The following is a 22,394-nucleotide window of genomic DNA, read 5'->3' as shown; positions in this document are numbered from 1 at the left end:
ATCAATAGTAACGACTATGGCAAAGCAGAAAGACAGGCATGTAATGGAAGCTCTCGGAAAGACGCGTGTAGTGGTTGAGAACGGTAAGGTTGTTGAGATCGGAGAACCCCAGACAGAATACTGTCCCATATTTGACAAGGTTCGAGGCATAAAGAAATTCACACCAAAAACAGCAAAAGAAAATATCGAGTTCCGGATGAGGGATTTCGGTATGTTCACAGAGGACAGGGCGATCGAGATGGAGGTATTCGTGGGGTTCGGTGCGAGTGAGACCTTCATGACAGGACTGCGCAGGGGGCTGATCGATACCTGCGTGACAGCATGTGACGGCGCAGGCACTGTAATTACGAGCAACCCAAAACTGGCGCAGGGTATGGGCTCGCGCATATCAGGGCTTGTTGAGACAACACCGATTCCAAAGCTGATCGATAGGATACATAATGTCGGGGGTATCGTCCTTGATCCCGATACTGCGGTCATTGATCAGGTCGCGGGCGTGAGAAAGGCCATAGACCTTGGCTATAAGAAAATAGGTGTCTCGGTCACGAATGTAAAGGATATTCGAGAGATCCGCGACCTTGAGAAAAAGCACGACGTACAGGTTGCAGGTTTTGGTGTGCATACGACATGCATGCCAGGGGATGAGGCAAAGGAGTTCATAAACCTGGTGGATATGACCACGGGATGCACCTCAAAATGGATTCGCGGGCAGATTGAGGGGAAAGCATGCGCCCAGTTTGGTACTGCGATCCCCATATTTGCCATCACGCAGCGCGGGAAAGAACTGCTGCTTGAGCGCGCAAAAGAGGTCACTGACCCTGTTCTGATAAATACCATGAAGCTGCCTGTGCAGCCTGATGAGAAACAGCCAAGACCGCTTATCTAACTTATCTAATATGGATCTTAAAAAAGCCGGATTTTCCACAAGGGCAATCCATATCGGGAAAAAAATGGATGAGACTGGGGCAACCGCTACCCCGATCTACCAGACTGCACCTTTTAGGTTCAGGAATGCAGCCCACGCGGCAAGTGTGATGGGTGGGCAGGAGAAAGGTTACGTATATTCCCGCGGCCTGAATCCCACTACCAAGGTGCTTGAGGAGAAGATAGCGAACCTTGAGGGATGTGAGGCTGCATTGTCGCAGGCATCTGGAATGGCGGCCATCAGTGCAGCAGTGTTCTCTACAGTAAGAGCAGGAGACCATGTGATTGTAGATGAAGTGATCTACGGGAGCACGTACGACCTGTTCGCCGGCCTTACAAGGTTCGGTGTGGATGTTAGCTTTATAGATACATCAGACACCGGGAATGTCGAAACAGCACTGCGTCCCGGTACAAAGCTTGTTTTTTTTGAAACACCTGCCAATCCAACGAACAAGCTGATTGATATAAAAGCGGTCTCAGATATAGCGCACGATAGAGGAGCAGTGGTATTTGTTGATAACACGTACATGACACCTTATTTCCAGCAGCCGCTCCTGTATGGCGCAGATGTTGTTGTGCACAGCGCCACGAAGTATCTCAATGGTCACGGGGATACACTTGGCGGTATTGTAGCAGGTTCTTCTGAGTTTATAAGTCTGGCAAGGCGCACATCAAGGGATATTGGGGGGGCTATGAGCCCGTTTAACGCATGGCTCATCATCCGCGGATTGAAAACACTGTCGATCCGGATGGACAGGCACAATGAGAACGCAATGGCGGTTGCAAAGTTCTTACAGGGACATGATAGGGTGGACAGGGTTATTTATCCAGGGCTTAAGGAGCATCCGCAGTACGACCTTGCCCAGAAACAGATGTGCGGGTCAGGGGGCATGATCGCGTTCCTGTTGAAAGAGGCAAAAGATGTACATCCATTCCTTGATGCCCTGAAGATATGCACCCTTGCAGTCAGCCTTGGCGATGCAGAGACACTGATCCAGCATCCTGCCTCGATGACCCATGCAGTCGTCCCGAAAGAGAACAGGATCAAATGCGGGATAGTTGATCAACTTGTGCGTTTATCTATCGGGCTTGAGAATGCAGGTGATATCATCTCTGATATAGAACAGGCTCTGGATCGTATTTAACTTTACATTTCAGTAAAGATTAAAAAGGTACAGGGTTATTAAAACTAGTAATGGGAGGTTTCAGAGTTGCCCCGGCAAAAAATTCTAAATATGAGCGTGGACTGGTTGCAGGTTCTTGACCCAGAAGGCAATGTGGATAAGGATTTAGAGCCAGAACTTGATAAAGAAACACTGGAAAAATTTTACAGGACAATGGTGCTTGCCCGGCTTTTCGATGATAAGTCATTGAAGCTTCAGCGCCAGGGCAGGATGCTTACCTACGCCTCATCCCTCGGGCAGGAGGCAAGCCAGATAGGAAGCGCTTTTGCCCTCAGACCTGAGGACTGGTTTTTTCCCTCCTTCAGGGAGCACGGGGCTCAAATAGCAAGAGGATTTCCTATGAAGCTTCTTTATATGTACTGGATGGGCTCAGAAGATGCGAATATGACGATCACTCCAGGGAATTTTATGGTCTCTATACCGGTGAGTACCCAGATACTCCACGCCGTGGGAGCTGCATGGGCTGCAAAGATAAAGAAGCAGAATATAGCCGCTGTCGTTTATTTTGGAGATGGAGCCACTTCTGAAGGGGATTTTCATGAGGGTATGAACTTCGCAGGAGTGTTCAAAGTCCCCGTTGTTTTCATCTGCCAGAACAACCAGTACGCCATATCCTTACCAAGAGAGAGGCAGACAGCTTCTAAAACACTTGCTCAAAAAGCCTTAGCTTATGGTTTTGAGGGCATCCAGGTAGACGGAAATGACGTACTGGCAGTGTACAGTGCAACTATGGATGCACTTGAGAAGGCAAGATCTGGCGGCGGGCCCACAATGATAGAGTGCTATACCTACCGCATGAGCGCACATACAACATCTGATGATGCCTCCAGATACAGACAGGCAGTAGAAGTGGAGGAATGGAGAAAAAAAGATCCTGTAAAGCGTTTCAGGATATACCTTGAGAGAAAGGGCATATGGAATCAGGATTATGAAGACAAACTGATTAAAGAAGCAACAGAAGCGATCGAGAAGGCTGTAGAAGAGGCCGAGGCTTATAAGCCCGGGGTAGAAGGTATGTTCAGGTACGTGTACGGTGAGATGCCACAGAACCTTAAAGAGCAGATGGATGAGCTCATGGGCTTTATTGCAAAAAAGATGGAGGAATGAGGATGGCTAAACTCAATATGGTTCAGGCAATCAACCTTGCGCTGCATGAGGAGATGGAACGAGACCCCACGGTTATAGTTATGGGTGAGGATGTTGGTGTGGATGGTGGAGTATTCAGGGTCACCGAAGGTCTTCTGAATAAGTTTGGCACTGACAGGGTAATTGATACACCCCTTGCAGAGTCAGGCATTGTCGGAACTGCGATAGGTATGGCGGTCTCTGGCCTGAAGCCTGTGGCTGAGATACAGTTTGAGGGGTTCAGTTATATGACCATAGACCAGCTTGCGGCCCATGCCTCCAGGATAAGGTACCGCTCAAGAGGCGTTTACCACTGCCCCATGGTTGTAAGATCGCCCTACGGAGGGGGCGTGAGGGCACTTGAGCACCACTCAGAGGCTGTGGCAACCTTTTATGTGCATATTCCGGGCATGAAAGTGGTAATACCTTCATCCCCATATGATGCCAAAGGTCTTCTTGTATCGTGTATCAGGGATCCTGACCCTGTTTTCTTCTTTGAGCCCAAGAGGCTTTACCGCGCTTTCAAGGAAGAAGTACCTGAGGGCGAATATACAATCCCCATTGGTACGGGTAATAAACTCTCAGAGGGCGATGATATAACCCTTGTATCCTGGGGTGCCATGGTCAGGGTATGCCAGGAAGCTATGAAGCAAGTTGAGGATATCGGCGTTGAGCTAATAGACCTGCGCACGCTCTCGCCCCTGGATGATAAGATCATAATAGACTCTGTCAGGAAAACAGGCAGGGCTGTTATAGTTCACGAGGAGCCGAAGACACTGGGCTTAGGGGCGGAGATCATTGCAAGAATAAACGAAAAAGCATTCCTCTATCTTGAGGCCCCGGTCAAAAGGGTCACAGGATATGATATTCCCGTACCTCTGGCTAAACTTGAGGACTACTATCTGCCTGATGCTGAGAGAGTGGCTTTAGCTATAAGAGAGGTTGCAGGCTTCTGAGGTGAATAAATATGATCGACATAAAGTTCCCGGATGTGGGCGAGGGCATAACCGAAGGCACGCTTGTCAAATGGCTTGTAAAAGAAGGCGATGAAATAAAGACTGACCAGGCCGTGGTGGAGATTGAGACTGATAAGGCTATAGTCGAAATACCATCCTCCAAGGCAGGAAGGATATTAAAACTCTATGGAAAAGAGGGGGATACCATAAAGGTCGGAAGTACCCTTGCTACACTTGCCCTACCAGGGGAAGAGGTAAAACCGCCAGAGGCTCCAGAAGCTAAACCGCTTGAGGTAAAACCGCCCCAGATCAGGCCATCTGAGGAGATTAAGCCGCCCAAGCCATCCAGGGAGATTAAACCATCTGAGATTAAACCAGAAGAAGAGATTAAACCACCTGAAAAACCGCCAGAGAAGCCACCTGAAAAACCACCTGAGAGACCTGAGAGGATTCTGGCAACACCCTCCACAAGACGCCTGGCAAGGGAACTGGGTGTGGACATATCAAAGGTTGCGGGCAGCGGACCGGGAGGCAGGGTAACTGATGAGGATGTTAGAAGATCTGCTGAAGCTGCAGCTAAGCCGCCTGAAGCTAAGCCGCCTGAGATTAAGCCACCGGAAATTGAAGCTAAACCGCCAGAGATAAAGCTTTCAGAAGAAAGAATCCCTATAAAGGGTGTGCGCAAATCCATAGCAGAGAGGATGGTGCAGTCCAAGTATACCGCACCCCATGTTACTACTGTAGATGAGGCAGACGTTACAGAACTTGTGAGATTGAGGGAAAAAGATAAAAAAATAGCACAGGAGAAGGGCGTAAGGCTTACCTACCTCCCCTTTATTATCAAGGCAGTAATTGCGGCATTCAAGCAGTATCCTCACTTCAATGCATCCGTAGATCCTGAGAAGAACGAGATGGTAATCAAATACTACTACAACATAGGGATAGCGACCGATACACCTGATGGTTTGATGGTTACGGTTATTAAGAGCGCTGATATGAAAAGCATCCTGGAACTGGCACGGGAGATGGAGAGGCTTTCTGAGGAGGCTCGAAGTAGAAAAATAAAGCTCTCTGATCTAAAGGGCAATACATTCACGATAACGAACATAGGAAGCATAGGTGGGATCTATTCAACACCGATAATCAACCCTCCTGATGTTGCTATTCTTGCAACTCACAAAATAAGAGATATGCCTATCGTGATCGACGGGGAGATCAAAGTAAGAAAGATAATGCCTCTGGCTCTCTCGTTCGATCATCGGGTACTGGACGGAGCCCAGGCTGCTCGCTTTATGAATACCTTAATAGAGCATCTTAAAGACCCGGATCTACTCCTGCTGGACGGGATATAGATGGTAGTGGGGGATCTCGTTACAGGATGCGATGTTCTGGTTGTAGGTGGCGGTCCGGGCGGGTACGTGGCTGCCATAAGGGCAAGCCAGCTCGGTAAGGATGTTATCCTGGTAGAAAAGGATGAACTTGGAGGAGTCTGCACGAACCATGGCTGTATCCCTTCCAAGGCCTTAATACATGCGGCTAATCTTATCCATGACATGAAGAATCCTGGAGATATAGGCATAAAGAGTTCAGTGGAGTTTGATTTTAAAAAGATCCAGGAATGGAATTCTGGAGTGGTAAAAAGACTCAGAGATGGTATAGGTTATCTGTGCAAGAAATACGGTGTAGAGGTAACTAAAGGCGAAGCTTATCTTGAGTCATCTGAAAGGGCCAGAATTACACTTCAGGACGGCAGAACCTCTACCCTGAAATTTAAAAATGCGATCATAGCCACTGGCTCACGCTCCTCAGAGTTCCCTGAGTTCCCATACGATGGTCAGCTCGTTATCAGCTCAAAAGAGGCTCTGAGCCTTTCAGAAGTGCCTGTGGATATGGTGATAATAGGTGCAGGGTATATCAGCATAGAGCTTGGAACAATGTTTGCCAAGCTTGGCACCAGAGTAAAGATAATCCAGCGCTCACCCAGGATCCTTACCAGAGTTGAATCCGAAGCTGTTGAGATAGTCAGCCGAAAGATGGAAAAATTAGGTATAGAGGTTTATCTCAATTCAAAACCTGAAGGGATGCGCATAGAAAACGGCAGGGCAAGAGTAGCCATAAGCAGTAAAGATACAGAGAAGAGAACAGAGCTTGCTGCTGATAAAATACTGGTAGCCGTTGGAGTAGATCCGAACAGCAATAATATAGGATTGGAAAACACAGGGGTAGAGCTTGATAAGAAAGGCTTTATAAAAGTCGATGAGAGGCGCAGAACCACTGACACAAGAATTTATGCTATCGGGGACGTGGCAGGGCCTCCATTCCTGGCCCATAAAGCGTTCAGGGAAGGAAAGGTGGCTGCAGAGGTGATAGCTGGCCTGCCGGGTGCTTTTGATAACAGGGCAGTGCCTGCTGTGATCTTCTCCGACCCTGAGATAGCAACAGTGGGCCTGGATGAGGAAAGTGCAAAAGAGAGCGGTTTTGAGATAAGTACAGGCAAGTTCCCTTTCCGTGCCTCAGGAAGGGCGCTTACCATGGACAGGACGGATGGGTTTGTGAAGGTGGTAGCAAATAAAAAGAACGGCGAGCTCCTTGGGATACACATAGTCGGGGCAAATGCCTCTGAGCTGATAAGCGAAGCCTCGCTCTCCATAGAAATGGCTGCCTTTTTAGAGGATATGGCAGTAACAATCCATCCCCATCCCACCCTGCCAGAGGCGCTTGCTGAGGCAGCAGAAGCAGCACTGGGGAGGGCAATTCATATATAAATACAGGGAAAAAAAGGGAATAAACATGCAGGGAAGATATATTATCCAGGAACCTGCGGGGTTCTTATCGGCGGCGCTCTGTCAAGTCCAACCTCAAGCCGCCCCTTATCCTGTCCCCTGAATAATTCAATAGAAACCTTATCACCCACTTTATGTTTATTTATAACCTTGATAAGGTCCCTGACATTTTTGATCTCTATATCATCAATCTTCACCAGAATATCTCCCACCTCGACACCAGATCTATCTGCCTCACTTCCCGGTGCTACATTGGTCACCACTACCCCGGTATCAGTAGGCAGGTTATAGTATGCCACCAGTTTTGGATTGACATCCACTGCATTGATACCGAGCCAGGGCCTTACAATTTCCCCGTGCTCGATCAACTGCTCGGCTACCCACATGGCTGGCTGTATCGGGATGGTAAACCCGATGCCCTGGGCAAAGGGTATGATGGCTGTATTGATCCCTACCACGACACCTTCACTGTTTATAAGTGGACCACCGCTGTTTCCCGGGTTAATGGCAGCATCGGTTTGTATCAACCCTTCCATAAATGTCACCTCAGTCTGAATAGACCGGTTCAGTGCACTTATGACTCCTGCTGTGACCGTAGGACCTCCCACCAGGCCGAACGGACTGCCTATTGCAATCGCCATCTGCCCTATCCTGAGATTGTTTTCCTTTGCCATCTTGGGAACAGGCAGGCCATTGGCCTTAATCCTGATTACAGCAAGGTCCATTATGGTATCTATGCCCCTTATCCCCCCCGGGAACGTCCTGCCATCTTCCAGTGTTACTTTTATCTCGCGTGATCCGTACACCACGTGGGCATTGGTCAATATGTATCCCCCCTCATCGATTATGAAGCCAGAGCCCACGCCAGGAACCGGATGTACACGCAGATACGCATCCCGGATCAGTTTTACTTCACTGATGTTCACGACACTCGGTATCACCTTTTCTACAGCCCCGGTGACTATTTCATCAAAACCTCTCATACTTATCAATCCCTAGATTACAGTTAATCTTTATGATATTTGAAACTATTTATTTCCTAAAAACAATCCAGAGTCCATGTAAAATGATTTAAGGCAGGAGCAACAAGTAGAGGCTAATGGTCAAGGTTGATAGATTCATTAACGAGAGCATCGAGAAGATCAGAGAAGGCGTGAGAGGACGGACAATAATAGCGCTCTCAGGGGGAGTTGATAGCTCAGTTTGCGCTGTACTGGCTTACCGCGCTATAGGCGATTTACTTACACCTATCTACATCGATACAGGGCTCATGCGAAAAGGGGAGACTGAGCGAATTAAAAAGGTCTTTTCTGATATGAACCTCTGTGTGATTGATGCAAAAAAGAGTTTTCTTGGGGCATTGAGAGGCCTGACAGACCCTGAGGAGAAGAGGATGGCAGTGGGCGAGGCGTTTATCCGTGTATTCGAGGAAGAGGCAAGAAAGATCGGTGCCAGATACCTGATCCAGGGAACTATCTATCCTGACAGGATCGAGTCAGAAGGAGGAATAAAAAGTCATCATAATGTGGGCGGCCTTCCTTCAGTGATAGATTTTGAAGGGATTGTTGAGCCACTGGCAGACCTGTACAAGGATGAAGTAAGAGAAGTGGCAAGGGTGGTTGGCCTGCCAGGAGAGATCTCAGAGCGTATGCCGTTCCCGGGGCCTGGTCTGTCGATCAGAATTATAGGTGAGGTAACAGAGGAAAAACTGGATGTCGTAAGGGTGGCCAATGCCATTGTCGAGGAAGAACTGGTGGAGCGGTTCAATCCATGGCAGACATTTGCTGCACTGCTTGAGAAAGGGACAGGAGTAAAAGGTGATATCCGGGTACATGGATGGATAATCGCTGTACGTGCCGTGGAATCAAGAGACGGGATGACGGCGGAGGCAATGGAACTTCCGTGGGAGGTACTCAGAAAAATCGAATCACGCATCACGGGTGAGATACCTAATGTCTCGCGTGTGCTGTATGACCTGACGCCAAAGCCGCCTGCAACAATCGAGTTTGAATAAGGAAAATGTCACTCACTAAAGTTATACGCGATATCCGCTCAAGACAGAGATTCAAAATCAATCGGCCTGATAAACCCACGGCTGTATGGATCGGGAAGGATCTGCTTGATGGAAAGACAATTGCTACGCTCACCGTGATTTTTCAGACAGGAGGATGCAGATGGGGTAACTGCGCTATGTGCGGGTATGTCTATGACAGCGCACAGAAGCCTCCATTGCATGATGATCTGATAAAGCAGTTCGAGAATGCATTCTTACGATGCAGGGATGAGGATCTCATTGTAAAGATATTCACCTCAGGCAGCTTCTTAGATGACTGCGAGATTGGTGCAGAGACAAGACAGGAGATGCTCTCTCGCCTCGGTGAAGATAGCCGTGTGAAAAAGGTCATTGCAGAGACACGACCTGAATATATTACGCAGGAGACGCTCTCCCGATCCAGAGCAAGCCTTGGTAAAAGGTTTGAGGTGGCTATCGGGCTTGAGACGAGCAACGATGTGATACGGAACGATTGCATCAATAAGGGCTTTTCGTTCTCGGATTTTATCAGGGCAAGCAATGCTGCAAGGCTTGAGGGTGTGACAGTCAAGGCCTACCTGCTTCTTAAGCCTGCTTTTCTCTCAGAGGGCGCCGCTATTAACGACATGATACGCTCCATCAATGACACTGCGCCTTACGCTGAAACAATATCAATCAATCTCTGCAATGTCCAGAGAGGAACACTTGTGGATGAGATGTTTGAGCGCGGGGATTACCGCCCTCCCTGGCTTTGGAGTGCTGTGGAAGTCCTGAGAACCGGTAAGGAATCAAACCCTGACACCGTCATAATATCCGACCCAGTTGCTGCGGGTTCAGCGCGCGGCCCGCATAATTGCGGGAAATGCGATAGGGATGTGGCCGAGGCTATACGTGTTTTCTCATTGACCCAGGATACAGGGGTTTTTAATAACCTTGACTGCGAGTGTAAGGAATTATGGAGAAAAGTGGTTGAGCTTGAGGACTTCACCTTCGGCGCGCCGATTGTATAGTTAAATACCCGCGTAGAGATCCGGTAATTTAAACTCAATACCCTCAAGCAGTAATAAACGCTATGTACAGGCCTCGTACATCGTACGGGGTTTGTGACTGTCCTCCGCGCTCGTTCTCATGCTCCCGAAAGGCGATGGAATCAAGAACAACCTTCCTCAAAACTGAAAATTAAGCGCACAAGGATATTCAAACCATATTCCGTACCCTCCTTTAGCGCAAACGTATTTTTTTTCCTGAAATGAATAAAGAATCGATATGTGTTGGCACATGGGTCGAAATGTGGGGTATATCATACTTAAACTTTTAATACAGTAAATGGAAAAAAGCAAAAACTGACATGAATACAAATTTCTGGACATCGGCGCTAATACATAATGAATTAAGTGCTCACGACTTTAAAATTTAAACATTCATGCTTCATTCATGCTTATTTGGCTATTGGCGTTTTCAATCTTAACATCAAAGCTTGTTAAATCTTTTTCAGATATCCACTCTTTTTTAGCTAATTCGATATGCTCAACCATCCATTCATTATTAAGTTCTATTAATTTCTCTGCCACAATGCTTCTATGACATTCAGATGCTTTATCTTCATAACATAAAAGACATATTGGAAATGTAAGTTTATTTATTTTCTTCAAATTATTTATATTATTTTTTAAATAATTTCTAAATTTATCGAAAAAAATATGATAATTTTTAGTATTATATAATTCGTAGCGCATCTCTGAAGGAGGGCCTAATATTGGTAAAGATACGTATATTATTTGATGCTGACGAAGTATATGTTCTAACTCAACTCCAGAAAAATTTTCTTTCTTACTATTTATATTCCGCCTAATATCGACAAGCGTCTTTATCCCCTTTTTCTTTAAAAGTTCTATGAAAAAATTTATATTCTTATTCTGATATCCTATAGTGTAAAATAATTTTATATTAGTATCTTGAAAATCTTTTAAGTTCACTTCTTTTGATTCTAACAAATTTTTAGATGAACCTTCAATTACAACGTCAGCATATTTTTGAGTAGATTCTTTTGAATCACTAAAATCTTCAAATGTTTTATTAGGAAGCTTAAATTCGGAAATCCATCTATCAATTGCTTCATTTAAAGCCAATGCCAAAAAATTCTTTTTTTTACCAAATTTCTCTATAGCAAGACTCTTAAATTGATTTTTTAATTGTGCATCTATTTCTATTGAAATCTTTACCATTAAAATATCACTTCAAATATTTCATTACAAGCGTGATCATATATGAATTATTGTAACATTTTTCAATTGCTTTGCTAAATATTCCGCTACCAATTTTCTGTGACATTTACTATGTTCTGGTTCGGTACATAATAAACATATCCGTCCATTTTCTTTATCATCCAAATTAATTTTTAAGTTTGATTTTCTATGCTCAAGCAATAAATTAAAATTTTTTTCATATTTTTCCCAATCTCCTTCTTTTCGATAATGTTCTAAAATTCCTTTTGTTGGCGCTAATAAAGCATTGTGTTCATATTTAATGTCATTTAATCTAAGTATATATTCTAAAGTGTCTTGTTTTGCATAACCTGCTTGTTGTGAATTTGGGCTTAATCTGATATCCAAAATTTTAGTTATGTTATTACTTTTTAATGTTTTAATTAAATCCTCAGCAGATTTTTGGGCGAATCCAACAGTAAATATTTCCTTCTTTTCATCCATAAGTGTTTATTTCCTCTTTAAACAGTGAATTCCTACTATCATTGGCCATCCGCCGTATTCAGCGTTTATATTGTTTTCATAAATTTGTGTTAAACCAATAGCGAAATAAGTAATGCTTTTTTGCATACACTTATAATATTCCTCTACGAAATTGGCTGGATATTTCTCTTCATAAGTAGATAATTTTTTATAAAATGATTCATCTCTTACTGGCCATGTGAATTGGTTCCCCAAAGAGTCTTGGAAAGTAATTCTAATTTTATTGATATCGCTATATAATCTAATTATATTTCGTGGTTTAATTAATCCTAATGTTCTTCCATTATTAAATGCTGATTCCACAGATGAATCTAAATGTGATTCTAAGAATTTATGGATTTCTGATTCTGACATATATCTCGTTAATTCAGGCGTTTTTCCAACTGCTTTTATTAAATAACGGTCTTCAGGTCGAATTGTTTTCCCTTTCCAAGGTTCCACATAAATTTTTGTAATTCCAAAGATATCAAAATTGATTTTAGTACCTTGTTTGATATCATCCTCAAATATTCTTTGTGGTCTTATCCACTCACCATTGTCATTTATACCAGCAACGCAGACTACACTCTTTGTAGGTCTTGCTATCGCTAAAACATGTAGATTCACGATCTCTGTCATCATATCTATAAACAGATAACCTAACCAATAAAATTTTTTCATTATTGACCACTAATAACGCTACCATACCTCAGAACAAACACCAAAGGACATCAGAATTCATTCCATTATAATGCTTTTCTAAACCAATCTGGCATTGCGTCTTTGAACCAATCTGGCGTTTTATCTAAACAATCGCCTCCAATGGTTATACATCGGGCATGTTGGGGATTGCAATGCCACGTTATCATTTTGATTAGAGCGTACTCAACAGTTTGATGTTCAGCAAGAGGTTTTTTACAAATAGCACAATCTAAATGCATAAAACAATCAATTCATGACCTTGCGCCTGTATAAATAAACATAGAGAACCAATGAACCGATTGAAATATCGAATCCATGAGCATACTTACTGATGCCTTGCACTTTCCAGTGTGGGGTTTAGTGACTGCAAAGCATAGGTGTTATATGCATTTGTTAGAGCATCTTAACTGTGCGACAATTTTTGGAGCTAAAACAGGGGCACTGGTAAATATTGGCATTACTCTTATACCTTTGCAACCTGCCCTGCACCTACTAAGGAAAGATCATCTTCTGGCTCAAGGTAGAGTTCGATAGCTTCTTTTATATTCTCAAGGGCTTCTTTTTTTGTCTTGCCCTGTGAGATGCAGCCTGGAAGCGAAGGGACTTCAACTACATACCAGCCATCTTCGCCTTCTCTAATGATGACTTTGAATTTCATAGTTGTTATTTTGCATATATCTATTTATAATGTTACCTGTGAATTTACATGGCGTCAAATTGGATGAATTTTGTAACGATCTGAGGATCACATATACTTACCGAAAGTATTTAGTATTTCAGTAAAAATCGGCATCAGAGGGTAGATAATATTAACATCGAACTGAACGAACTTGTACGAACTCCGGAAGTTCGTTTTGAGTTAGTTTTAAGTTCGTTGTTTCGTTTTCTATAAACACCAGGCTTTTTTACAATCTTGAGGATTTAACCTTTGGCGCGCCCATTGTAATGTGATAAAAGAGGGCAAGGCTAAAAAGTAAAAAGCTGAAATGCCTGTCTATTTCTCTGACATTGTGAAGGTATTCCCTTCTGTGATATGAACGAGCATGTTCACGGCAAACAGATACAGTATTACTTCTTCAATATCTTGATAAGTTCCCTCCCGAAAGCAGGAAGATCATCCGGGTCCCTTGAGGTGATGAGGTTGCCATCCACTACAACTTCTTTATCCTCGTAATGCGCCCCTGCGGATATAAGGTCATCCCTGATGCCGATATAGCATGTGGCTCTCCGCCCCTCTATCACTCCTGCCGAAATGAGCGTCTGCACGCCGTGGCATATTGCCCCAACTGGTTTATTCTGGTGGAAAAAAAATCTTGCAATCTCAAGCGCATTTTTATCAAGTCTTACTTTCTCTGGCGCTCTTCCGCCTGGAAGAACAAGCATATCGAACTCATCAGGCTTTACTTCATCCAGGGTCAGATCCACATCGACTGGATACCCATGTTTTCCTGTAATTTTTCCTTCTCTCATGGATGCTACTTTAACCGTGACCCCCTCTTCTTTTAATCGGTAGAGCGGATAGAAGAGCTCCAGATCCTCAAAATTATCCGCACTTATCATTAGTGCTCTCAAGTACATTACCCCCTGATAGTAGTTTATGTTCATATCATATTAATCCCTTTTGTATGACCGCAATTTTCATACAACTTAAAAACACACCTAAGAGTATAATGCATTTGTTTATCAGAGACATCGAGAATACAGGGATGGAGAAATAAAATGGTTGAAAAGGCTGTAGTTTTTTTGCTAATGGATGGTGCAAGGGGCGATATTATCAATAGACTTTTAGCACAAAGACAACTGCCTAATCTAGAAAAGATCATACAGAACGGTACATACAGCACAATAACCTCCACGTTCCCCACAGCCACAGGTCCTGCCCATATCCCATTTTTTCTTGGTAGATATCCGGGTGACTGCAATATCCCTGGTATAAGATGGATGGAAAGAGCGAGAAAGACCAGGACACAATCATATACCTCGCCATACGGCTATCTTAAAGGAGATGGATTAAATGAAGACATGGGACGGTTCTCAAAGACCATATATGAAAAATTTATTTCAGCAAGTATTTTTGAGCCTGTAAGCAGAGGCGCTACAAAGAAGATATTTGCATATGGACATTTTATTTCCCATATCTTTAATACCTGGACCAATTTTGACAGGTTAGGACTTGATTACACAACCCATATTCTAAGAAAAAAGAAATTCCAATTGATAGTAACGCTTTTTGCCTCTATTGATGAATTAAGTCACAGAAACGGTTGTATGCACCATAAGGTATTGAGAGCGTATGAGTTATTTGATAATAATATTGGGAAAATACAACGTTTATTAGAAGACCAGTATGAAGATTACCTGTTTATAATAACAAGTGATCATGGATTGACTGATACACACACTCATATAGGCCTGGTAAAAGTACTAAAACTCATGGGTTTCTCAGTAAGAAGCTATCCTCTCAACATCAAAAATGGGCACGATTTATTTGTAGCAGAGAGCGGTAATTCTATGGCTCACATTTATTTCGAAAAAGGACATACAGATCACAATAAAGAAAAAATCAAGAAAAAATTGTCCAATATAAAGGGAATTGATCTGATCCTCTCTAAGAATGGAGGAATCAGGATCAATAAAGGAGATCAGGAAGCAATAATACAGCAGAGTGAAAATAGATATAAGTATGAGATGATCAGAGGTGATCCACTGGGCTTAGGATCATTCTCTGGCGAGTGGCTGGGGGAAAATAAGTGGCATGAGATCACATTTGCCAGTAATTACCCTGATTCCATTGTTCAGATAGCCCAGATATTCAGAAGTGCACGAAGCGGTGATATCATTGTTACTGCCGATAATGGGTATGATCTGCGCACTTTTGAGATCCCGGAGCACAGGGCTTCCCATGGCTCTCTTCTAAAGGAGCATATGAATGTGCCTGTAATTTTAAATAAAAAAATTGAAACAGGACTTCTTAGGACTACTGATATATACACACTTATGAATGATTATCTTGAGGTAATCTGATAATGATAGGTGGAAATATTCTTATTACACTCTTGATTGCCCTATTTTTTGAACCAGGTCTAAAAATTGCCTTTTTATCCCTCCTGTTTCTTTCCATACCAGTCAGTCTGAGTATTTTTATCAGGAGAAGCGGAAATATTTTTTTCACTCCTTTTTTTGCTATATTTATTACTGCTGTGGTGCTGATTATGCAATTAATCTTTTCTTTTGAACAGCCATATTTTGAAATCTCATTTCTTATCTTAACATCAAGTACAGTGATAAGACTGGCCTCTGACCGCGGTGTGCCGATACTGTATCCATTCTCAAATAGAGTCTATTCCCTCAATATATACAGAGACATCAATGAATTAAATGTTCGGGGGATTTCTGCTTATTTTGGCCAGAAGAAAGTTATTTTTATTGAACTCTCTTTACTTTTCACTTTCCTCTACTATGCCAAGGTGAATATCCTGCTGAATTATTTTATATTCATGACAGTATCCAGCACGCTTATTCCGCTTCCTAGCGACACTGCCGTTGTTGCCGCTGGAGCATCACATATCGCAGATTTTGCTGTGATTGCTATCCTTGGCGGGGTGGGCAGTACTATGGGGTCAACAGTAGATTATTACATCGGGATGAACTTAACTAAAAACACAAAATTTTATAAAAAGATCGAACCTTACCTGGACAGGTTTAAGAAACGTGCATTCTTCTGGATAGTCTTTGGTGGATTTACCCCTCTACCATTTGAGCCCTTCAGACTTATAGCAGGATATGTTAACTACGATATTAAAAAATACTGGCTTGCAGTTTTCCTATCAAGGGCGCCGAGATTCTATCTACTGGCCTGGTTTGGTTATGATATCCTGAATCAGATAGCCTACTACTTTTTATCATAGATAAGGCCGGGTCATAATCTAACCCATGCCTATCCATAACAAGTTTAGCTTGTCAAAACAATCTCTATGCTGATATCCTTGGGCACCTGTATGCGCATTAACTGGCGCAGCGCCCGCTCATCTGCATCAAGGTCGATGAGCCTCTTATGAACCCTCATCTCCCAGTGATCCCATGTTGCACTCCCTTCACCGTCTGGTGACTTCCTGCACGGCACCACCAGTTTCTTAGTAGGCAGAGGAACAGGGCCTGAGATGTTCACGCCTGTTCTCTGTGCTATTTCTTTTACCTGTGAACATATCCCATCAAGGGTAGACGGACTGGTACCTGATAGACGTATCCTCGCTTTTTGAGCCATATAAGCACCGTTTTAAAAATAAAAAATTACAGGCGAGGTTTAATATCCTGCACCATGCCAGCCGCAATTGTCATTCCCATATCTCTTATTGCGAAGCGGCCGAGCTGAGGGATCTCTTTTACTTTTTCGATGCACATGGGCTTGGTTGGTTTTATGGTTATAACAGCAGCGTCCCCGGCCTTAATGAAATCCGGGTTCTCAGCTACTACCTGACCGCTCTTGGGATCAAGTTTCTTGAGTATGGCTGTAACTGTGCCTGCAACCTGAGCTGTATGGCAGTGTATTACAGGTGTATACCCTGCTGCAATTGCCGATGGGTGCTGCAGGACAACGATCTGCGCTGTGAACTCCTCTGCAACTACAGGCGGTTTATCTGTGTGACCGCAGACATCGCCGCGTCTTATATCCTTTTTATCAACGCCTCTTACGTTCCATCCGATATTATCTCCCGGAAGTGCCTCTTTGACCTCCTGGTGATGCATCTCTATGGATTTGACCTCACCGACTGCCTTTGCAGGCATGAATATGATCTTATCGCCTGCCTTCATCTTTCCGGTCTCGACACGCCCTACTGGCACTGTGCCGATACCTGAGATTGTGTACGAGTCCTGAACAGGGATGCGCAGCGGTAAATTAATAGGTTTCTCTGGCACTTTGAGCATATCCAGTGCAGCTAAGAGCGTTGGCCCTGTATACCATTTTGTATTCTCACTCGGCTTGGAGAGGTTGTCCCCCTTAAAAGCCGATGTTGGGATGAAAGAAATAGTATCCGGTTTGTAGCCCACTATCTTGAGAAGTGCGCTAAGATCAGCTTTTACCTGGTCATACCTTGCCTGGTCATAGTTGATCTCATCCATTTTATTTAATGCGATTATGAGCTGGTTAATACCAAGAGTCCTTGCAAGGAATACATGCTCTTTGGTCTGTGACTGTACGCCTTCTTTTCCTGCACAGACAAGTATGGCTGCATCAGCCTGGGATGCGCCTGTAATCATATTCTTTACAAAGTCCCTGTGGCCCGGGCAGTCTACAATCGTAAAATAATACTTTGCAGTGTCGAATCTCTGATGTGCAACATCGATTGTTATACCCCTGTCCCTCTCTTCCTTGAGAGAGTCCATCACCCATGCGAACACGAATGATTCTTTGCCTTTCGCTTTTGCTTCTTCTTTATACTTTTCGATGATGTGCGGTGGTACTGCACCTGTCTCAAACATTAATCGTCCTACGAGAGTTGATTTCCCATGATCGATATGTCCAATAACAGCTAAGTTTAAATGTGGTTTCTCTGCCATATTGCTTCTCCTATAATTATTTTGTAATAATGTTTTTTGACCCTATAGTTGTTTTTGTTTTTAAACCTTGCGTTAAGTTCGGGCTCATATAGAACCGAACTTTTAAGTATATAATACAGTAATATACTCCTTTCATTACGAGCGGTGCATGCCTTCAGGGCGCATAAGATCGTTCTAGAAAGCTTTATTAATGTTCGTATATATACGAATAATCGGAGGTTATTATGACTATAACAAAAGAAATGACAATAGAAGAAGTAGTTAACCAGTACCCTGAGACCATGATTGTATTCATGAGACACGGACTCCACTGTGTTGGATGCCATGTATCAGCATTTGAAAGCATAGAAGAGGGTGCAATGGCCCACGGGATCGATGTAGATGCGCTGGTATCAGATCTGAATAAAGTTGTAGCCGAAAAAAAGACAAAATTCTGAGTCTCACTGAGCCGGAATGCCATTTATGGGATAATTCTTGTGCCTGCCCTGCATTCAATCGCAGGCACAGCCTTATCCAGATTTGAGATAATTGCGATCTTCCCGCCAGATCGTATGAATCTTATTGCAGAGAGCACCTTTGGTTCCATGCTGCCTTTTCCGAAATGGCCTTCTTCGACATACCTCTGTGCCTCTGAAGTCGTTATTTCATCAAGATCAATCTGGTTATCTTTTCCATAGTTCAAGGCTACTTTTTCAACATCGGTAAGTATAAGAAAAGCCTCAGCTCCGATAACGGATGCCATCAGGCTGCCTGTCAGATCTTTATCAATTACTGCCTCGATCCCTGCCAGCAAACCGTTTTTCTGTATAACAGGAATCCCGCCGCCGCCTGCTGCTATGACAATTATGCCTTCCCTGATGAGATCTTTGATGATATCTTCTTCTATAATTTTTTCCGGTACTGGTGAAGGCACAACCCTCCTGTAGCCTTTTTTGTCCTGTATCATCTTTATTCCCTGCTCCATCATTTTCTGCGCCCTGTATTTCGAATAATAAAGACCTATGGGCTTTGTTGGAGTATCAAAAGAAGGATCGGATTCATCAACAACTACCTGTGTCAGTACTGCTGCAACCTGCCTGTTTATTCCACTCTCCCTTAGTCTGTTATCAAGTGATTGCTTGAGTAAATAGCCAAGCATTCCCTGGGTCTGTGCCCCGCAGACATCCAGAGGCTGCGCCTGAACAGAGCCGCATTCTTCCTGCATTGCAAGGATATTCCCTATCTGGGGACCATTGCCATGGGTCAAAACCACATCATACCCTCTCTGGATGATCTGCGCAATCTCAAGACAGGTCTTGTCGATCATCCGTCTTTGCTCATCCGGATTACCCATTGCCGGGTTCAATATTGCGTTCCCGCCTATAGCGATTACTATACTTCCCGTACTCATAATTTACGCGCCCTTGTTATTCGTAGTCTTCTGAGACTTCCGATTGTGCCAAGATCTGTCCCATCAAGCAGGAACGCCCTGGCCCTCTCAAGTTCAATTGCATGGTTTGAAAAGACAGGTCCAAGCAGCTCTTCATGCATGGATTCATTAAAAGGTATGCCGCCGCATAATTCATTAAATGCAGGCATTATTATAACCTCAGGATTAATCCAGTCAAGCTCACCGTAGTGCTCTCTCATGGCCTTCTCTATAAAATGCGTGCGTATCCACACCGGCTCTGAGAGAGCATGACCCAGGGTATCCGTGAACCTTATCGTGGGATGGTTATGCGACATTGCAACACAGGGTACAGAGAGCAATTCCCTGGACGGCCAGGTGTGGCCATGGAAGTAACCTGCATTATCCAGAACAAAGCCTCTCATATCACGTACTGTCACATTTTCAGGTATAAGGTACTCTATATCACCATCATGGTTTCCAGGCACGATATCAACATGGGCAAACGATGCTAACGTTTTAAGAAACTCTGGAACCTCTTTTTTTTCCTGCCATGATGTTCTCGGGACATTATGCTTGATATCACCAAGAAGCACGATCACATCCGGCCTGACTTTTTTGATATAGCTGAGGATACGCATCTTTCGTTTCTCAACCTGGCTCGGGATGCTGATACCACTATTATAGAGATCCCACTCTATGCCCAGGTGGATATCCGCAATTACAAGCGTGCGGATAGTATTCTCAACCACCAGGGCGGGCTCGTTTAGCAGCGGGTTCATTATACTTTCCGCAGCACCCCTATCTTCGGCTCATAGCATCTTCCTTCTGCCATAAGCTCTTTAATACCTGCCTCTATTGATTCAGCATCAATACCAGCCGCTGTTGCAGCCTCAACTATCCCTGAAAAGGATGTGCCCCTGCCAGTATCCAGTTTATCGATTATATCAGCAAGAACCTCTTTTGGCTCCTTCTCAATCTCAGCCTCAGGTTCTTCGGTCAGCGGCTCTTGAGTGCTCTCTTTCTCTTCATCTGCTACATCAGCTTTTTTTATCTCTTCGGTTCTTTGCTCCTCAGGCGCATGCTGGACATCTTCGGTTCTATGAACATCATCTGATGAAACCATCTCCACTGCATGGATTAATGCATCTTTAAGCTCGGTTATGATGATATCCAGGTTTTTATAATGCTCAACCGCCCTGGCTACACCATCGGCGAGTACTGCGTTTGCTCCATTCCCCAGTAAATATTCCATAAGGTCATTTCCTGATAATCCTGATCTCAGTGCATCCTCGATGATTCTTATGCGTTCCAGTGTTCGCTCAGCAGTATCAAGTACCCATCTGTCCCTTAATTTCTCATCAGCATTATTTATCTCTTCAGGCCTGATCGATGTGTACACGTTTCCGCCCTCAGGTTCGTATGTCCTTGCCTTGCCTACTACTGCAACATATGCAGGCACTTTCAATTCAGATAAGAAAATAGCCGCTTCAGGCTGGTACTGCCCTGCGTACACGGTAGTTACGCCGGTAGGATCTGCTATGCGCGCCTTCCACAGGCTATTACCTGCACCGATGTTTTCGACCTCTGTGACCACACCAACAATAAAGAGGCGGTTGCATTTTACACCGGTCAGGGTGATGATATAATTCGTGGCTCTTTCATCACCTTCACTCAGGCATAGATCCGATCTGTTAAACTCATAAGCAAAAATGCGCCATGCAACTTCCCTATCAATTATATTATCCATGGTACCCCAGCCTTCCAAGCAGCTCTATTGCTTTTTCTTTAGTTATATTCTGAGATTCCCATATGTTGCTCGCTACAAACATGGTACCGAAGTCGCCTTTTGACATATTTCCCCTCGATGTCAGCATTTTTCCGAATAGTTTCTTCCTGATCTCATCTTCAACCGCTTTCTGGGATATTGCTGCTTTTGCTATCTGCTGTGCCTCTTCAATTGTAAAGCCGCATATCTTCTGTGTGAGCCCGGCATCAAGAACAAGTGTTAACGCGCCTGTTCCGTCATCGATTATGGCTTTAGTGCGCATATCCATTTTCTCATTCACCCTGCCATGTACACGGCATACGCTCCTCTGAATAACACGGGAGCACTCAGGGCAGCGGCTTATCAACCCTGAGCCCGGTCTGATAGAGAGGATATTTCCCTCTATTATCGTATCAAAGGCCCCCTCTTTCTTAACTATATCCCCTATCATTACCCTGCGCGGCTCTTTGTATTCTATACTCTTATCAATCTTTGTTACTGTACTGTTTTCATTTATGTTCAGAGAGGGGATTCCCCGGAATGATCTTATGAATGCGTTCTTTATCTCGACTGTACTGCCAGCCATGAGCTGTGGCAGTATCACCCACGAGGTGAGCGGTAGTTTTGTATCCTCATCTGCAGCAATACCTGTTAGAATATTCTTACTCCCGCTTCTTGTGTTAATCTCTCTAAGTCCGATGCTCAAAATGGTGAACACAGTATGTATATTCACATCCCCATCCCTTAATTCTGATAGTTTTTTCTGTACATCCTCCTGACTGATCTGGATAGTGGAGGTGAGTTTTGTTATACTTGACTTTTTCCCAAAGTTTATCTCAGGCCCCTCCTGCCAGTTCCTCACATATGCATTCGTGATATTGATCACGTCTCCCACATTTAAGCCAAAATCATCCCATGCTGTAAAACGTCTTGCAGCAGTCTCATCCCTGATAATCCCTGAAAAAATCGTATTTTCTATACTCTTTATGTTGATAGTTTTTTTAGTGAGTTCAATAACCTGTCCTGTCACTTCAATATTATGCTCACCGATCTTTATATCCTTGAGCTTAAGTGCTGTGCTTCTTTCTGTCCCGCCATATTTCTTGATCAGGCTTCGCTTTGCTTCACTCAGGGGTACCCTGTACTCAAGCAGCTTTTTCAGGTCAGTTATTATGCTATTATCGTCTATTTCATTACCAAGCGCCCTTTTTATTTCCTCGACATGGGGCGCAAATTCATTTTCCATAA

Annotated in this window: 23 protein-coding genes; 11 read left to right on the top strand and 12 right to left on the bottom strand. The window is 43.9% G+C overall.

Going from position 1 to position 22,394, the window contains the following annotated elements; genetic code table 11:
* Positions 1-16 precede the first annotated feature (16 nt).
* The 6 genes from ANME2D_RS14040 to lpdA all read left to right on the top strand — a co-directional run bounded on the left by ANME2D_RS14040 (position 17) and on the right by lpdA (position 6,954).
* Positions 17-886 (top strand): methanogenesis marker 8 protein, encoded by an 870-nt coding sequence (locus ANME2D_RS14040; RefSeq protein ID WP_048092933.1) that lies wholly within the window; start codon positions 17-19, stop codon positions 884-886.
* A gap of 10 nt (positions 887-896) precedes the next feature.
* The gene (locus ANME2D_RS14035; protein WP_048092931.1) at positions 897-2,069 is read left to right on the top strand and encodes a trans-sulfuration enzyme family protein; all 1,173 of its coding nucleotides are present in this window, start codon (positions 897-899) and stop codon (positions 2,067-2,069) included.
* A 66-nt stretch (positions 2,070-2,135) separates the two neighbouring features.
* On the top strand, positions 2,136-3,215 hold the full coding sequence (gene pdhA, locus ANME2D_RS14030; protein ID WP_198527438.1) for a pyruvate dehydrogenase (acetyl-transferring) E1 component subunit alpha: 1,080 nt from the start codon (positions 2,136-2,138) through the stop codon (positions 3,213-3,215).
* 2 nt (positions 3,216-3,217) lie between these two features.
* Positions 3,218-4,189 (top strand): alpha-ketoacid dehydrogenase subunit beta, encoded by a 972-nt coding sequence (locus ANME2D_RS14025; RefSeq protein WP_048092927.1) that lies wholly within the window; start codon positions 3,218-3,220, stop codon positions 4,187-4,189.
* A gap of 11 nt (positions 4,190-4,200) precedes the next feature.
* Positions 4,201-5,541 carry a dihydrolipoamide acetyltransferase family protein gene (locus tag ANME2D_RS14020; RefSeq protein WP_048092923.1) on the top strand — a complete coding sequence of 447 codons (1,341 nt, stop codon included), beginning with the start codon at positions 4,201-4,203 and terminating at the stop codon, positions 5,539-5,541.
* A complete protein-coding gene (gene lpdA / locus ANME2D_RS14015) occupies positions 5,542-6,954 on the top strand; it encodes a dihydrolipoyl dehydrogenase (protein WP_048092921.1) in 1,413 nt (470 codons plus the stop codon).
* 41 nt (positions 6,955-6,995) lie between these two features.
* Here the strand turns inward: lpdA and ANME2D_RS14010 are convergent, their stop codons facing one another.
* Positions 6,996-7,955, bottom strand: a complete 960-nt coding sequence (locus ANME2D_RS14010) for a S1C family serine protease (protein WP_048092919.1) — start codon at positions 7,953-7,955, stop codon at positions 6,996-6,998.
* 116 nt (positions 7,956-8,071) lie between these two features.
* On the opposite strand from ANME2D_RS14010, the gene guaA reads away from it, so the two are divergent.
* Together guaA and ANME2D_RS14000 are read left to right on the top strand one after the other, a co-directional pair.
* Positions 8,072-8,986 (top strand): glutamine-hydrolyzing GMP synthase, encoded by a 915-nt coding sequence (guaA, locus tag ANME2D_RS14005; RefSeq protein ID WP_048092917.1) that lies wholly within the window; start codon positions 8,072-8,074, stop codon positions 8,984-8,986.
* Positions 8,987-8,991: 5 nt separating this feature from the next.
* A complete protein-coding gene (locus ANME2D_RS14000) occupies positions 8,992-10,014 on the top strand; it encodes an archaeosine biosynthesis radical SAM protein RaSEA (protein ID WP_048092915.1) in 1,023 nt (340 codons plus the stop codon).
* Between the two features lie 411 nt (positions 10,015-10,425).
* Here ANME2D_RS14000 and ANME2D_RS13995 read toward each other — a convergent pair whose 3' ends face one another.
* From ANME2D_RS13995 to ANME2D_RS13975, 5 genes are all read right to left on the bottom strand, one after another.
* Positions 10,426-11,229: a DUF488 domain-containing protein gene (locus ANME2D_RS13995; protein ID WP_048092912.1), complete on the bottom strand. Its 804-nt coding sequence runs from the start codon at positions 11,227-11,229 to the stop codon at positions 10,426-10,428.
* Positions 11,230-11,265: 36 nt separating this feature from the next.
* Positions 11,266-11,712 carry a DUF488 domain-containing protein gene (locus tag ANME2D_RS13990; protein WP_048092910.1) on the bottom strand — a complete coding sequence of 149 codons (447 nt, stop codon included), beginning with the start codon at positions 11,710-11,712 and terminating at the stop codon, positions 11,266-11,268.
* Between the two features lie 6 nt (positions 11,713-11,718).
* Complete coding sequence (locus ANME2D_RS13985; protein WP_157834135.1) at positions 11,719-12,372, bottom strand: dual OB domain-containing protein; 654 nt, start codon at positions 12,370-12,372, stop codon at positions 11,719-11,721.
* A gap of 523 nt (positions 12,373-12,895) precedes the next feature.
* On the bottom strand, positions 12,896-13,090 hold the full coding sequence (locus ANME2D_RS13980) for a type II toxin-antitoxin system HicB family antitoxin (protein ID WP_048092904.1): 195 nt from the start codon (positions 13,088-13,090) through the stop codon (positions 12,896-12,898).
* A 410-nt stretch (positions 13,091-13,500) separates the two neighbouring features.
* On the bottom strand, positions 13,501-14,004 hold the full coding sequence (locus ANME2D_RS13975) for a type 1 glutamine amidotransferase domain-containing protein (RefSeq protein WP_048093711.1): 504 nt from the start codon (positions 14,002-14,004) through the stop codon (positions 13,501-13,503).
* Between the two features lie 147 nt (positions 14,005-14,151).
* Here ANME2D_RS13975 and ANME2D_RS13970 point away from each other — a divergent pair, with 147 nt between their 5' ends.
* Both ANME2D_RS13970 and ANME2D_RS17090 read left to right on the top strand, forming a co-directional pair.
* Positions 14,152-15,456 (top strand): alkaline phosphatase family protein, encoded by a 1,305-nt coding sequence (locus ANME2D_RS13970; protein WP_048092902.1) that lies wholly within the window; start codon positions 14,152-14,154, stop codon positions 15,454-15,456.
* 188 nt (positions 15,457-15,644) lie between these two features.
* A complete protein-coding gene (locus tag ANME2D_RS17090; protein WP_157834134.1) occupies positions 15,645-16,340 on the top strand; it encodes a YqaA family protein in 696 nt (231 codons plus the stop codon).
* A 44-nt stretch (positions 16,341-16,384) separates the two neighbouring features.
* Here ANME2D_RS17090 and rpsJ read toward each other — a convergent pair whose 3' ends face one another.
* On the bottom strand, positions 16,385-16,696 hold the full coding sequence (rpsJ, locus tag ANME2D_RS13960) for a 30S ribosomal protein S10 (RefSeq protein WP_048092900.1): 312 nt from the start codon (positions 16,694-16,696) through the stop codon (positions 16,385-16,387).
* 26 nt (positions 16,697-16,722) lie between these two features.
* Positions 16,723-17,991: a translation elongation factor EF-1 subunit alpha gene (tuf, locus tag ANME2D_RS13955; RefSeq protein WP_048092898.1), complete on the bottom strand. Its 1,269-nt coding sequence runs from the start codon at positions 17,989-17,991 to the stop codon at positions 16,723-16,725.
* A 224-nt stretch (positions 17,992-18,215) separates the two neighbouring features.
* On the opposite strand from tuf, the gene ANME2D_RS13950 reads away from it, so the two are divergent.
* Positions 18,216-18,428, top strand: a complete 213-nt coding sequence (locus ANME2D_RS13950; RefSeq protein WP_048092895.1) for a DUF1858 domain-containing protein — start codon at positions 18,216-18,218, stop codon at positions 18,426-18,428.
* Between the two features lie 23 nt (positions 18,429-18,451).
* On the opposite strand, the gene arcC is transcribed toward ANME2D_RS13950, so the two are convergent.
* The 4 genes from arcC to ANME2D_RS13930 are packed head-to-tail and all read right to left on the bottom strand — an operon-like array spanning position 18,452 to position 22,392.
* Positions 18,452-19,381 (bottom strand): carbamate kinase, encoded by a 930-nt coding sequence (gene arcC / locus ANME2D_RS13945; protein ID WP_048092892.1) that lies wholly within the window; start codon positions 19,379-19,381, stop codon positions 18,452-18,454.
* The gene (locus ANME2D_RS13940) at positions 19,378-20,160 is read right to left on the bottom strand and encodes a metallophosphoesterase (protein ID WP_048092890.1); all 783 of its coding nucleotides are present in this window, start codon (positions 20,158-20,160) and stop codon (positions 19,378-19,380) included. Before ANME2D_RS13940 ends, arcC begins: the two co-directional genes overlap by 4 nt.
* Complete coding sequence (locus tag ANME2D_RS13935) at positions 20,160-21,128, bottom strand: RPA family protein (protein WP_052368945.1); 969 nt, start codon at positions 21,126-21,128, stop codon at positions 20,160-20,162. Before ANME2D_RS13935 ends, ANME2D_RS13940 begins: the two co-directional genes overlap by 1 nt.
* Positions 21,121-22,392, bottom strand: a complete 1,272-nt coding sequence (locus ANME2D_RS13930; protein WP_052368944.1) for a Single-stranded DNA binding protein — start codon at positions 22,390-22,392, stop codon at positions 21,121-21,123. The genes ANME2D_RS13935 and ANME2D_RS13930 overlap by 8 nt, the downstream gene beginning before the upstream one ends.
* Positions 22,393-22,394 lie beyond the last annotated feature (2 nt).

The sequence above is a fragment of the Candidatus Methanoperedens nitratireducens genome, assembly GCF_000685155.1.
GTDB classification, from domain to species: Archaea; Halobacteriota; Methanosarcinia; order Methanosarcinales; family Methanoperedenaceae; genus Methanoperedens; species Methanoperedens nitratireducens.
Note: the sequence above shows the minus strand (reverse complement) of the source record. Positions and strands in the feature narration are given on the sequence as shown.